The organism is Kutzneria sp. NPDC052558 (genome assembly GCF_044547355.1).
In the GTDB taxonomy this organism is placed as follows: Bacteria; Actinomycetota; Actinomycetes; order Mycobacteriales; family Pseudonocardiaceae; genus Kutzneria.
In genome coordinates this window covers 331,085-343,706 of record NZ_JBIUAG010000007.1, presented here as the reverse complement: position 1 = coordinate 343,706, position 12,622 = coordinate 331,085, and the positions used below count along the sequence as shown (strand labels likewise).

General features: G+C 71.3%; 12 protein-coding genes. 5 read left to right on the top strand and 7 right to left on the bottom strand.

Going from position 1 to position 12,622, the window contains the following annotated elements; all coding sequences use genetic code 11:
• Positions 1 to 133 precede the first annotated feature (133 nt).
• Positions 134 to 508 (top strand): TRAP transporter large permease subunit, encoded by a 375-nt coding sequence (locus ACIG5F_RS15810; protein WP_396518407.1) that lies wholly within the window; start codon positions 134 to 136, stop codon positions 506 to 508.
• Here ACIG5F_RS15810 and ACIG5F_RS15805 read toward each other — a convergent pair.
• The 6 genes from ACIG5F_RS15805 to ACIG5F_RS15780 form a co-directional block, all read right to left on the bottom strand.
• Positions 498 to 896 carry a DUF3052 family protein gene (locus tag ACIG5F_RS15805; RefSeq protein ID WP_396518406.1) on the bottom strand — a complete coding sequence of 133 codons (399 nt, stop codon included), beginning with the start codon at positions 894 to 896 and terminating at the stop codon, positions 498 to 500. The genes ACIG5F_RS15810 and ACIG5F_RS15805 overlap by 11 nt on opposite strands.
• Positions 897 to 905: 9 nt before the next feature.
• Positions 906 to 2,648, bottom strand: coding sequence for a cellulase family glycosylhydrolase (locus tag ACIG5F_RS15800; protein ID WP_396518405.1), 1,743 nt, complete (start codon positions 2,646 to 2,648; stop codon positions 906 to 908).
• A 397-nt stretch (positions 2,649 to 3,045) separates the two neighbouring features.
• The gene (locus ACIG5F_RS15795) at positions 3,046 to 4,038 is read right to left on the bottom strand and encodes a trypsin-like serine peptidase (RefSeq protein WP_396518404.1); all 993 of its coding nucleotides are present in this window, start codon (positions 4,036 to 4,038) and stop codon (positions 3,046 to 3,048) included.
• A gap of 94 nt (positions 4,039 to 4,132) precedes the next feature.
• Positions 4,133 to 4,933: an alpha/beta fold hydrolase gene (locus ACIG5F_RS15790; RefSeq protein WP_396518403.1), complete on the bottom strand. Its 801-nt coding sequence runs from the start codon at positions 4,931 to 4,933 to the stop codon at positions 4,133 to 4,135.
• A gap of 52 nt (positions 4,934 to 4,985) precedes the next feature.
• Complete coding sequence (locus tag ACIG5F_RS15785; RefSeq protein WP_396518402.1) at positions 4,986 to 6,191, bottom strand: helix-turn-helix domain-containing protein; 1,206 nt, start codon at positions 6,189 to 6,191, stop codon at positions 4,986 to 4,988.
• A 165-nt stretch (positions 6,192 to 6,356) separates the two neighbouring features.
• On the bottom strand, positions 6,357 to 8,315 hold the full coding sequence (locus ACIG5F_RS15780; RefSeq protein ID WP_396518401.1) for a putative Ig domain-containing protein: 1,959 nt from the start codon (positions 8,313 to 8,315) through the stop codon (positions 6,357 to 6,359).
• A gap of 127 nt (positions 8,316 to 8,442) precedes the next feature.
• Here ACIG5F_RS15780 and ACIG5F_RS15775 point away from each other — a divergent pair, with 127 nt between their 5' ends.
• Entirely contained in the window at positions 8,443 to 9,417 is a 975-nt protein-coding gene (locus ACIG5F_RS15775) for a LuxR C-terminal-related transcriptional regulator (protein ID WP_396518400.1), read from the top strand.
• An 89-nt stretch (positions 9,418 to 9,506) separates the two neighbouring features.
• On the opposite strand, the gene ACIG5F_RS15770 is transcribed toward ACIG5F_RS15775, so the two are convergent.
• Complete coding sequence (locus ACIG5F_RS15770; protein WP_396518399.1) at positions 9,507 to 10,163, bottom strand: class I SAM-dependent methyltransferase; 657 nt, start codon at positions 10,161 to 10,163, stop codon at positions 9,507 to 9,509.
• A 133-nt stretch (positions 10,164 to 10,296) separates the two neighbouring features.
• Between ACIG5F_RS15770 and ACIG5F_RS15765 the strand changes: the two genes are divergently transcribed.
• From ACIG5F_RS15765 to ACIG5F_RS15755, 3 genes are all read left to right on the top strand, one after another.
• Positions 10,297 to 11,514, top strand: coding sequence for an ROK family protein (locus tag ACIG5F_RS15765; RefSeq protein WP_396518398.1), 1,218 nt, complete (start codon positions 10,297 to 10,299; stop codon positions 11,512 to 11,514).
• Positions 11,515 to 11,546: 32 nt separating this feature from the next.
• Positions 11,547 to 11,837, top strand: a complete 291-nt coding sequence (locus ACIG5F_RS15760; protein WP_396518397.1) for a hypothetical protein — start codon at positions 11,547 to 11,549, stop codon at positions 11,835 to 11,837.
• Positions 11,838 to 11,906: 69 nt separating this feature from the next.
• The gene (locus ACIG5F_RS15755) at positions 11,907 to 12,545 is read left to right on the top strand and encodes a winged helix-turn-helix transcriptional regulator (protein ID WP_396518396.1); all 639 of its coding nucleotides are present in this window, start codon (positions 11,907 to 11,909) and stop codon (positions 12,543 to 12,545) included.
• The last annotated feature ends 77 nt before the right edge of the window (positions 12,546 to 12,622 follow it).

Sequence of the window (12,622 nt, the reverse complement as noted above, 5' to 3'; positions counted from 1 at the left end):
TATCGGAACACGCTCACGCCGGTGCTGCGACCGCCGAAACGCGATGGCTCCGTTCGGCCGAGACGTTTGACTCGGCGCCGGCGGGGTAACCGCTGGCCATCGGCCCGGACGGGCCCAGTGGAGGTGAACGGCCATGATCGTCGGAATCGTGCTGGTCGTGCTGTCGGTCGCCGCCGGGGTGGCGGCGGTCGCGTTCAACAGCGGCGGCCCGACCCGCGAGATCACCGCGTTCGGGCAGCATGTGGCCAATGCCGATGCCACGCAGATCTTCATCGGCGGCATCGTGATCGGCCTGGTGTTCTGCGTGGGCGTGTGGATGGTCTCGGTCGCCGGCAAGCGCCGGCGGGCGCTGCGGGCGGAGTTCCGCGCCGCGAGGCGGGAAGCGGCCGACGCCAGCCGTGAGCGCGACCGGCTCGCCGAGCAGTTGAGCACGCAGCAGGAGATCACCCAGCGGGAGCAGGAGACCACGGTGATCGGGCGGCATCACGACCGCGAGGTCACTTCCTGAGTTCCTTGCGCCACACGAACTTCAGCCCCGACCAGTCCTCGGACAGGGCCGCCACCTTGACGTCGACCAGGCCGGTCGGCAGCAGGAGTTCGCGCACCAGGTTGTCCGTGATGTCGCTGCGGTGCCCGCCGGCGCGGCGGGGCCAGCAGACCCACAGCGACGACGCCACCGCCAGTCCCGACGCAAGGGCGGTGACGTCGTCGCCGAGGTCGGCGTGGCGGCGGTAGAAGGCGAGGACGACATCTGCCCCGGCGATGTCGTCCTCGACCATTTCCACGTGACGCAGCGGTGAATCCCCTTGGGGCCATCCCGACGGGGCATGCCGCAGCGTCACCCGGTGGCCCGGCTTGACGCCGAGCTTGCGGTCCAGCGGCGTGCCCTCGACCATCCGGCGATTCTAGGCGGTTCCGGCCGCGGCGGACGGGGCCCAACGGGCGAGTTCGGCGCGGGCGGCGGCCAGCTGGCTGTCGCCGGGGGTCGAGGACGGCTCGGCGACCAGGGCGTAGTGCAGGCCGGGGGAAGCCGCCAGCAGCAGCCGGTCACCGCTGCGGGTTGACGTCACGTCCGAGACGACGGTCGCGTTCATGCCGGCCGGCACGTGCAGCTCGGTCGGCGCGGCCAGGGCCGAGCCCTGCCAGACCAGCACCCCGTAGCGACCGCTGCCGACGATCGCCGAGGTGGCGGGCATCGAGCTGGGCACCGGGTTCCAGGTCAGCACCTGGCTGCCGTCACGGGAGCGGTCCTCGTAGGTGAAGGCCAGCGTGTGGCCGGCCACCGCCGCCGGGTACAGCCGGTCCAGCAGCCGCGCGTCCTGGCGGAGCTGGCCGCCCTGCACTGACGAGTAGTCCTCGCCGTTCCAGCCGTCGCCGGTGGTCTGGACCTTGCTCGGGTTGTCGTTCATCAGCTCGTGGTGCTGGCCGCTGTAGGTGTCCCAGTGCCACTGCGTGCCCGACAGCACCGGGCCGGACTGCGCCGGGTGGCTCCACCAGTTCGCGCCGGACAGCCGCGAGTCCAGCGCCTGGTACATCGCCTTGTCCACGGTGGGCGTCTTGTCCGAGGTGTAGCCGGTCAGCGGGTGCCCGAACTCGGTGACGATCGCCGTGGTGCCCAGCGCCGTGGCGCGGTCCCTGATCGTGCCGAAGTCGGTGCTGTACTGGCCGTCGCCGGCCTTGCCCGGCATCAGCACGCCGGACTGGGCCAGCTCGTCGTAGAAGTGCGTGTTGAAGACGTAGCGCGAGCCGATCGCGCCGGTGTCGAGGAAGCCGCCGGTCTGCCGCTCGAAGGAGATGTTGGCGTTCCAGAACATGCTCGGCTCGACGAAGGCCGGCTTGTCCTGCCAGCCCGCGGTGTCCATGGCCTGGCGGAAACGCTGGAAGAACGGCCACAGCACACCCTGTTCCCAGGTCTGGCTGTTCTGGTTGGCGTCGTAGCGGCCGGCGTAGGGCTCGTTCCACGGGTCCATGCCGGCGATGCCGGCGAACTCGTCGGCGGTCAGATGGTCGCGCAGGTACTGCATGGTCTGCGTGGCCTGGCTGACGAACTCGTCCTGAATGCCGTTGGCGTTGTGCCAGAAGTCGCTGGTGGCGTCCTGCACCGCGCCGTTCTGGGTCACGTTCTGTCCCCAGTGGACACACGCGCCGCAGTTCTCCTGCGGGTAGTGGCCGAGGTCGGTCACCCACTTCGGCGCGCCGTCGCCGCTGTACCAGCTGCCGGGGTTGAACAGGTAGCGGGAGTAGAGGTCCTGGTGGTAGTCGGGCAGCACCTCGATGCCGGCGTCCAGGAAGGCCCGCATCTGGTCGGTCAGCTTGGCCAGGTAGGTCTGGTCGAGCTGGCCCCGGGTCGGTTCCGCGCCGGCCCAGGAGACCAGGAAGCGGACCGCGTTGGCCCCGGTCAGGCCGCGCATGGCCTGGGCCGAGGACTGCGCGTCGGCCGTGCTGGCGAACGGCAGGAAACCGTTCTCGGCCAGCTTCACCTCACCCGAGACGTTGAAGCCCCGCAACACCACCTCGCGGCCATAACCGTCCACAAAGGATCCGTTGTGGACGGTCAGCTGGCGCGCCCGGACGTCTTCGGCCACCGCCGCGGGGGCCGTGCCGAGCACCGCCGTCGCCGCCGCGAGCACCGCGATCAGTGCCCTCATCACGCTCCCAATAACGTGAAAAAAATTCGCGACTGACGGTAGTGGGCGAGGGAAGGCGGGGGCAATGGGCCGTTCCGGTGGCAGGCGACGCCAGGAACGGCCCGATACTGGCGCTGGGCGCAGTGAACGGCCCTTTCCTGGCGTCCAGTGCAGTGAACGGGCCTGGCGTTTGGAGCGGGGCGAAGGGACTCTTTCGGGCGTTGGATGCCAGGAAGGGCCCCTTCATGACACCGAACGTCATGAAGGGGCCCTTCCTGGCGTTGGGCGAGAGGATCGGTCCCTTGATCTTGGTGGGGGTGCTCGGAAGGGGGCTTTCCTCCACTCGGAGTGGAGGAAAGCCCCCTTCCGAGCGTCACAAGGGCGTCGCAAGGGCGTCGGGAGGGGTGGGTGGGGTGGGTTAGGAGTGTTGGGCCTTCTCGTACAGCGGCTTGGTGATCTTGGTGTCGAACTGGGGGCCGACCAGGTGCCGGGTGCAGCCGCTGTGGTCCGGGGTGGCGCAGACGTCGTCGGCGCCGGTGGTGAAGAAGCCGGCGTGGGTGTTGTTGCCGACGACAGTGCCGATGCCGTAGGCGAAATCGGCGATGCGGGGGCCGCCGCTGGAACCGCCGCCCATGGTGCAGGCCGGGCCCCACTGGCCGGGGGAGTCCGGATAGTCGGGCGTGCCCGGGTACTCCTTGGCGACGCCGTGGCAGTAGGCCAAACGCTCGCCGGTGTACTCCGGCAGGTTCTGTCGCGCGGGATCGCTGCTGGCACGGGGATAGCCGAACTGGAATTCGACGGTGGCGCCGGGCCGGTCGAAGCCGATGCGCTGGGCCTCGCCGACGGCGTCCTGCACGCGTCGCCCCTGCGCGTTGGGGTTGAGCACCACGAAGGCCTGGTCGTAGGCGTCGAACTTCGCGGCGTTCTGCTGGTCGTTCACCAGCCACGTCGAGTCGGCCACGCCGAGCTTGCCGACGAACTTCCCGTACGGGGCCTGTCCGTCGTGATAGCCGGGAATGAACAGCACATTGGTGGTCCACTGGTCGTTGTCGCCGATGAGGTCGGTGTTGTTGACGCAGTGCCCGGCGGTGACGACCGTGCTCCGGTTGGCGCTGTCGACCACGGTCGCGGTGCAGCTGGCGTCCTCGCCGTGGTCGGTGAAGAACAGCCGGCCGATGGTCGCCGCCGGCCCGGTCCACGGCGCGCCGTCCGGGCCGGCCTTGGGCGGATTGTCCACAGTGGACGGCACGATCAGCGCCTTGATCCGCTCCGGCGTCCAGTAGGCCAGCACCGCCTGCCGCGCCGCGGCGTCGACCGCCTGCGGATGCGTCGCCACGGTGTCCGCGGCCGCCGCCGGCGCGGCCAGAACCGTGCCGGCCAAGAGAATTCCGATACCCAGTGCGGTTCGCATGCCACGCAAGGTAGGCAGCGGATGTCAGGAACCTGTTGCCACGGAATTCAGGTGTTGTGGTGCGAGTGGTCCGCATCTGGCAGTCGGCGGACCCTTACCCCAGCACTTCCCGCAGCTTCTCCGCGTAGGCCTTGGGGTGGGTGGTGTTTCCATTGTGGCCGCCGGGGAACTCGGCGAGGTCGTGGCCGACGAGTGCGGCGAGGAGCTGGGCGCAGCGGTAGTCGAAGACGGTTCGGGGCGTGGTGCGGCCGGCGGCGGGGACGACGAGGGCCGGGGAGAGGTCGCCGAGCGTCAAGGAGTCCTTGACGACGGCGGTGAAGTCGTGGCGGATGAACAGGTCGAAGTTGGCGCGGCGCTGGTCGGTGAGGGGCTGCGGGGTGAGATCGGGTTCGGTGTCCTGGGCGGCAGGGTCGATGCCGAGGACGCGGGCGATCTCGGGGAAGGCGGCGGCGAGGCCACCGGAGGCGTAGACCTCTTGTAGAGCAAGGAGTTCCTGGCGGTGGTGGGCAGCATCGGCGTCCGGCAGCAGCCAGGGGGCCACGGGCTCGTGAGCGACGAGGGTGTGCAGCTGCCCGGGGTGTTTGACCGCGAGGTGCAGGCCGATGACGGCGCCGAGGCTGCACCCGAGCATGGCCACCGGCTCGTCGGTGAGCTCGGCCAGCAGGAGGTGCACGTCATCGGCATGGTCGGCGATGGCGCCGGGTGGGCCGGTGAGGGTGCTGCGGGACAGGCCACGGCGGTCGTAGGTGATCACGGTGTGGTCGTCGACCAGATGGTTCACCAGGTCGACGGTGCGGTTGGCGTCGCCCTCGCCGCTCTGGCTGATCAACAGCGTCGGCCCCTGACCCCGAACCTCGTAGTACAGCGTGGCCCCGGGCACCGTCATCGTGGTCATGGGCGCAGGCTAGACGCCGACCGGCCGCGAGGACGGGCGTTTTGATCACCGGTCACCCCGCCTGCTGGGCCTCCTGTTCCGGGGCGGTGCTCTCGGTCAGGGAGGCGGCGCGCAGGGCGACCTCCAGCTCGAAACGGGCGTCGGGGCAGCGGAGCTGATCGCCGAAGAGGCGTTCGACCTGGCGCATGCGGTAGCGGACGGTCTGTGGGTGCACGCGCAGGCGGGCGGCGATCTCGGGGGCGCCGCCGCGGGTCTCCAGCCAGGCCAGCAGGGTCTCGCCGAGGCGTTTGTGCTGCTTGTCGGTGAGTGGGGCCAGCGGGGCGAGGCGGGTGCGGATGAGCTGCTCGACCAGGAACTCGTCGGTGAGCAGCCACAGCGTCGACAAGTGATCCGCGCAGCGCACGGGGAACGTGTCGGCGATGGTGGTGCGGCGCACCAGGTCCCGGGCCAGCTGGGCGTGCCGGTGCGACTTGGCCGCGTCGGCCAGCACGGTGGTGGGGCCGATCACCACCCGCCAGCCGGCGAGCGCCTCGGCGCACGCCGGCCACCAGTCGGAGCCGTCGGGATCGGGCACGAGCAGGCAGCCGGCCGCGCCCTGGAAGTCGGCGAGGACCTCGGCCGGCAGCTCGGGCTCGGCCTCGACCGGGCCGACCCGGTCGACCAGCACCACGCACAGCCGCTCGGGCAGCGGCCAGCGGGCGGCGGTGGCCAGCTCGGCGGCCTCGGCCCTGGCCGTGTCCTCCTCGCTGATCAGCAGCCGCAGCAGGCGCTTGCGCCGCCGCTGCCGACCTTGCTCGCTGCGGGCCTGCATGTCGGCGTAGCCCTCCACGGACAGCGCGATGAGCTCGTCGGCGTAGGCCAGGGTGGCCTCGCCGAGCGTCCACATCATGGCCGTGGGCAGGCCGCTGCGCTGGCGGAACCGGATCAGGTGCCGCCACGCCACCCGGGTGCCCAGGCGGTAGGCCTTCTGCAGCGAGTCCAGGCTGCGGCCCTCGCTGGCCTCCAGCCGGCCGAGCTGGCGGTACACCTCGGCGAAGTCCGGGCGGGCCCGGTCGGGATCGGCGATGCGGTCCACGAACTGCGTCAGGGCCTGGTTCACGCCCAGCCGGATGGCCTGCCCGTAGCAGCCGTCCAGCGGTTTCGCGTACTCCGGGATGGTCGCCCGGATGGCGTGGACGATCTCCTCGGCCAGCGGGGCCAGCTGAGGCCGGATCAGTGTCGCCAATTCCCTGGGCAGCCGTTCGGCGGTCGTTCTCATGGCTTCATCCCCAGAACTGTCGGGTGTCCGGCGATTCTGCCACATCGGACCCGGTTTTGACTCCGGTCGGTAATCGTCAGAATCGTGACAGTGAATGCTCACGCGCATGACAAAACACCGGGGTGGAGCGCTTCCACGCGCCCCACCCCGGTGTAGAAAGGCCTTTCAGCTCAAGGTGAGCGCCGTGTCGTCCACGACAAAAGACGTCTGGAGTGAGGAGTCCTCGCTCCCGGAGAATGAGACGGTGACGGTCTGGCCGGCCAGACTCGAGACGTCGTACGAATGCTGAACGTAACCGGTGGCCGCGTTGAGGTTGGAGAACGTGGCCACGGTGGTCGAGCCGACCTTCACGGTCAGCTTGTCGTACTGCGTGGTCTTCGTGGTCTCGGCGGTGTCGACGTGCAGGTAGAACGACAGCGACGCGTGGCAGCCGGCCGGGATGGCGACGGACTGGGTGGCCGAGTCGGTGTGCGTGCTGCCGTAGCCGTCCAGCCAGGCGAAGTGGGTGCCGCCGTGCGCGGTCTCGCCGGAGCCGTTGGCGCTGACCACGCCCGAGGTGGTGGTCCACGGCGCGGTCCCGGACTCGAACCCGGCGTTGCCCAGCTGCTGGCCGGAGCAGCCGCCGCCCCCGCCGGTGGTGATCGTCCACGAGAACGAGGCGCTGCCGGTCTTGCCGGCGGCGTCGGTGACGGTGGCGTTCACGGTGTACGAGCCGGCGGTGGTCGGCGTGCCGGAGATCAGGCCGGACGTGGAGATCGACAGGCCGGGCGGCAGGCCGGTGGCGCTCCAGCTGTACGGGGTGGTGCCGCCGGTGGCCGAGAGCTGGAGGCTGGCCGCGGCGCCGACGACCCCGGACTGGCTGCCCGGGTTGGTGACGCTCGGCGAGCCGGGCGGCGGCGGGGTGCCGCCGGCGGTGAAGGCGGCGGTGCCGTTGGGGGTGCCGAGGCCGGTCGGCCCGTCCCAGCCGGCGCCGGCCTTGCACTGCACCGCGGTGGAGCAGCTGCCGTTGCTGCCCGAGGTCACGTCGTAGAGGGCGCTTGGGTTGGCGTACGGGTAGGCGGCCGGGCGGTCGCCGGAGCCGGGGACGCCGGCCAGCGCGTAGACGGAGGCGATGATCGGCGAGGAGGCGCTGGTGCCGCCGTAGACGGCCCAGCCGCTGCCGCCGTAGGTCTGGTACACCGCGAGGCCGGTGTTGGGGTCGGCGACCGCGGACACGTCGGCGTCGGCGCGGTTGGCGCAGCCGGTGGTGACGCCGCTCTGGAACGACGGCTTGGCCACGTCGCTGGAGCAGCCGGATCCGGCGCCGCTCCAGGCGGTCTCGCTCCAGCCGCGGGAGTTGCTGGCCTTGCTCAGCGAGGTGCCGCCGACCGCCGTCACGTATGCCGACGAGGACGGGTAGCTGATGCCGTAGCCGCTGTCACCGGTGCTCGCGGTGATCGCCACGCCCGGGTGGTTGAAGTAGCTGGAGTCGGAGGAGTTCTCGGTGCCGTCCTCGGATCCGCCGTAGCTGTTGGACACGTACTTCGCGCCCATGCTGACCGCGGTGTTCACGGCCGTGCCGAGGTCGTCCATGGACGGCTGGTTGGCCTCCACCAACAGGATGTGGCAGCCGGGGCAGATCGCCGACACCATGTCCACGTCCAGCGAGATCTCGCCGGCCCAGCCGGTGTCGCCTGACGGCAATGGGCTGGTTTGCCCGTTTTCGTTGACCTTCTTGAAACATCCGTTGGCGGTGGTGCACGCCGGCAGCCCGTAGGTGGACCGGTAGGTGGCCAGGTCGGACTCGGCGTTGGGGTCGTCGTTGGAGTCGATGATGGCCACGGTGGCCGAGGCGCTGCCGGTGGCGGTGAGGTTGTAGGCGCTGCGCAGGTCGCTGGGGCCGTAGCCGCTGGGTAGGGCCGGCGTGTTCGGCGTGGCGGCGACATCGGTTCTGCGCAAGGCGAAACAGGACACGAAGCCGGGCTTCGGGTTCTGGTCGCAGACGTGGGCTGCGGGGTGGGCGGCGGGCGTGACGACCGGGCCCGAGGTGTCCAATGGCGCCGCGGCGGCCGTCGCCGAGCCGGCGGTCAGCGCGAGCGCCGCCGTCGCGGCGAGGGCGGCCAGCCATCTGCTGGTACTGCGCACAGTTTCCTCCCTGGCAGGGTAGAGGGAAAGCCGTGTCTGGATGTGTACCGTGCCCTGGCGTCAACCGGTGGCGCACCGGTGTCAGTGGCACTAATGTGCCGAAACGACGCCAGCCCAGGGAGAGACCATGGTTTCGGCGGACACCGGTCATCTGGTCACCCTCGGACTCGGCGAACAGGCCGCCCGGGCCTATCTCGCGCTCGTCGCGCTGGGAACGTCCACACTGGACCAACTGGCCGATGCGGCCGGCCATCGACCGGAGCAGATTCGTTGCAGTGTCGAGGAACTGCTCCAGGTGGGGCTGGCCGGGCGGTCCGGGGCCGAGCTGGTGGCCATGCCGCCCGGCCCGGCGCTGGACCTGCTGGCCCGGCGCCGGGAGGTCGAGCTGGCGGCGGCGCGGGTGGCCGCCGCGGACACCTTTCGCCTGCTGCGCCAACGGGTCTCGGTCGGCGTGGATAGCCTGCTGGAGATCATCGACGAGGCCGCCGTGCAGGACCGGATCCGGCAGCTGGAGCAGTCGGCGCGGGCCGAGGTGCGCGGCCTTGACTCGCCGCCGTACTACGCCGGGCCGGACGGCAATCCGACCGAATTGGACAATCTGGCCGCCGGCGTGCGCTATCGCGCGGTATACGCCAAGACGGCGCTGGAACGCTCGGAGTACTTGGCGGACAACGTGGTTCCCGCGGTGAAGGCCGGCGAGGAGGCCCGCACCCTGCCCGACGTGCCGGTGAAACTGTTGATATTCGACACGGACTGCGCGGTGGTGTCGCTGTCGGCGGCCGAGGCCGACAACGTGGGCGGCTCGGCGCTGCTGATCCGCCCGTCCAGCCTGCTGTCCGCGCTGATCGGGCTGTTCGAGATGTGCTGGCGGGCCGCGCTGCCGCTGGCCCTGGGCGAGTCGGCCGGCGGCCCGTTCCTCCAGCCGAGCGAACGTCGGCTGCTGGGCCTGCTCGCCGCCGGCCTCGGCGACGAGCAGGTGGCCCGGACCCTGGGCATCAGCCGGCGAACCCTGTTCCGGCACCTGGAAAGCCTGATGTCCCGCACCGGCGCCGCCAACCGCTTCCAGCTGGCCCTGCACGCCAAACGCAACAACTGGATCTGACCGACCCCCACTGTCCCGCTCAGCGTCACAGCGAATGTGTGAAACGGATTCGGCAGTTCGGTGTGACTGTGGGCGGGACTGCGGGGGTTTCAGGGGTGGATGGCGACTAGGGACTTGGTGAGGCCGGCGGCGCGCTCGTGCCAGATGTCCGAATCGGGGAAGAGCAGGCGCATCTCGGTCAGGGACAACAGCTCGGTGGCCAGGACGGCGTCGGCGGAGGCGGCCCAGCCCTCGGCCTTGGCGTGCCCCAGCGGCCACACCCGGATCGCCGCGGCCCGCGCCGACACCGGCAGGAACTGCAGGCCCGGGAAGGCCCAGTGCGGCTCGATCGGGAAGTACCGGTACGGGGTCTGCACCCAGTGCCCGTCGGCGAAGCCGTGGATCACCTCGGCCAGCTGCCGCCGCCGGGCGTAGCCGCCGACGTGCTCCAGCAGGCTGTTGGACACCACCAGGTCGAACTTCTCGCCGTCCAGGCCCTCAGGCGCGCAGGCGTCGCCGACGATGTGGTTCACCCACGGCTCGTCGGCGTCGGCCGGGACCAGGTTCACGGTGGTGACATGGGCGGGCCGCACCGCCGACTTGCGCCAGAAGTCGGGCAGGCCGCCCAGATCGAGCACCCGCATCTCGGCCAGCGACGGGAAGCGCCGCATCAGCTCGTCCCAGCGCTTGGCCCGGGCTCGCGCGGACAGCGACCGGGGATTGTTCGGATTGGTCAGCCGCTGCTGGATCCGCCGGGCCACGGTCATGACAGGCTCCTCGTCCATCGCGTCATACGGGACCCATCGTCGCGGCGGCCGATCAGTTACGGGTGGCCGGCCGGATCGGCGCGATCGGGCCAGCGCCCTTCGACCACCCGCGTGACTCCGTAGACTCCGCCAGGTGAGCGAAACGGCCGGTGTCCCAGTCCGCCAACAGGGGATGCGCGACCACAACCTGGGCGTGGTGCTGCGCTGCGTGGCCGACGGCGAGGGCGTGTCCCGGGCCGAGGTGGCGGCCGCCACCGGGCTGACCAAGGCGACCGTGTCCAGCCTGGTCGACGAGCTGGCCCGGCACGGGCTGATCGTCGAGGCCGGCCCGGCCGGCAACAGCGTCGGCCGGCCAGGGCAGGCGCTGCGGCTCAACCCGGACGGCCCGGTCGGCCTGGGCGTGGAGATCAACGTCGACTACCTGGCGTGCTGCGTGCTGGACCTGTCCGGCCGGCCCCGGCACCAGGCGGTGTCCCTGGTGGACAACCGGGATCGCCCGGTGGCCGAGGTGCTGGCCGCGGCGGCGGGCCTGGTCGAGGCGGCGCTGGACGCCACCCGGGCGGCCGGCCTGCCGGCGGCCGGTGTGGTGGCGGCGGTGCCGGGACTGGTCCGCACGTCGCAAGGGTGGCTCGCTTCGGCCCCGAACCTGGGCTGGACCCAGGTGCCGGTGGCGGCCGAGCTGTCCCGGGACGGCTGGCCGCCGGTGAGCGTGGAGAACGAGGCGAACCTGGCGGCGCTGGGCGAACTCTGGTTCGGCGAGCCGCCGAGGACCGATTTCATCCACGTCTCGGGGGAGATCGGCATCGGCGCCGGCGTGATCGTCGGCGGCGAGCTGTTCCGTGGCCGCAACGGTTTCGCCGGCGAACTCGGCCACGTCACGGTGCGGCCGGACGGGCCGGTCTGCGGCTGCGGGGCGCGGGGCTGCCTGGAGGCGATCGCCGGGCAGGAGGCGATCCTGCGCGCCGCCGGCCTGCCGCCGCGCACCGGCACCACCCTGGCCACGCCGGCCGGTCCGCTGGCGCGACTGGTGGAACGGGCCGAGGCCGGCGACGAGCGGGCGGTCGACGCGGTGGAGGTGGCCGGCGAGGCCCTGGGCGTGGCGCTGGCCGGCATGGTCAACCTGCTCGACCTGGACGCCGTGCTGCTCGGCGGCATGTTCGCGCTGCTGGCCCCGTGGCTGCGGGAGCCGGTGCAGGCCGAGCTGTCGGCGCGGGTGCTCGGCGCGCAGTGGACCGAGCCGCAGGTGGTGGTGTCCCGGCTGGGCTGGGAGGCGGCGGTGCGGGGCGCGGCCGGGTCGGTGATCAACCGGATCGTGCAGAATCCCGCCGATCACGTGCGCCGCAGTGCCTAATTCCTTGGGCGCCGACGGTGCGGGTCGTCGGCATGGGGCTGACGACCCTCGGCGGCGGGTTCCGCGTCCCGTTGGCGCACAAGGCTCTTCTGACCGACGGCGCCGTGACTTCGCTGGTGCTGCACGATCACGCGTTGGCTCTCGTGACATCGGTGAAGGCGGTCGAGCGCTCGGTCATCGAAGCCGCCTCCTCCGGATCGAGGGCCGCCGCGCTGCGGGCGTTCGCCGCCAATCCGCTGGTCGACTCGGTGTCGGTCGCCGCGCGCCTCTTGGACCGACACGTGGAAGAACATCCCGAGCTGGCCTGCCTTCGCCGACCGTGACCGTTCCCGCCGATAAGGTTGTGTCCTCAAACTTTCGGCTACAGTGACGCTCCGGGGGAGGTGAGGATCTTGAACATCAAGCGCGCCTATCACCAGTACTGCGGCCTGGCGGTCGCGCTGGACGTGCTGGGCGAGCGGTGGACGCTGCTCATCGTGCGGGAGCTGCTGCTGGGGCCGCGCCGCTACAGCGACCTGCTGGCCGACCTGCCCGGGCTGGGCACCAACCTGCTGGCCGACCGGCTGAAGTTCCTGGTCGACAAGGGGGTCATCCGGCAGGGCCCGAGCCGGCCGGCCTACGAGCTGACCGAGGCCGGCGCGCTGCTGCGGCCGGTGGTGCTCGACCTCACCCGCTGGGGCTTCGCCTTCACCCCCGACAAGTCCACTGTGGACGCCGTCCGGCCGCGCTGGGGCTTTCTCGCCGCCGAGACCCGGCTGCGCGCCGAGCTGGCCGGGGACGTGGACGAGGACTACGAGTTCCACGTCGACGACGAGGTCTTCCGCTTCGAGGTCCGCGCCGGCCAGGTCCAGGCGGCCGCCGGCCGCGCCTCCGGCCGGCCCACCGTCGTCGCCACCGCCGACGCCGTCACGCTGGTGCGATTAGGCTCCGGCCAGATGACCGCCTCCGACGCCCTCGCCGCGGGCGAGCTGACCATCAGCGGCCCCGACGACGCCGTGCGGCGCTGCCGCCGCCTCCTCGACCTCGCCTGAACCCGCACACCCCTCCCCACGTGAGTGGCTCATTTACCCCTGTGCGCCACCTGAGCCACTCAGGTAAGGCCGGCGTG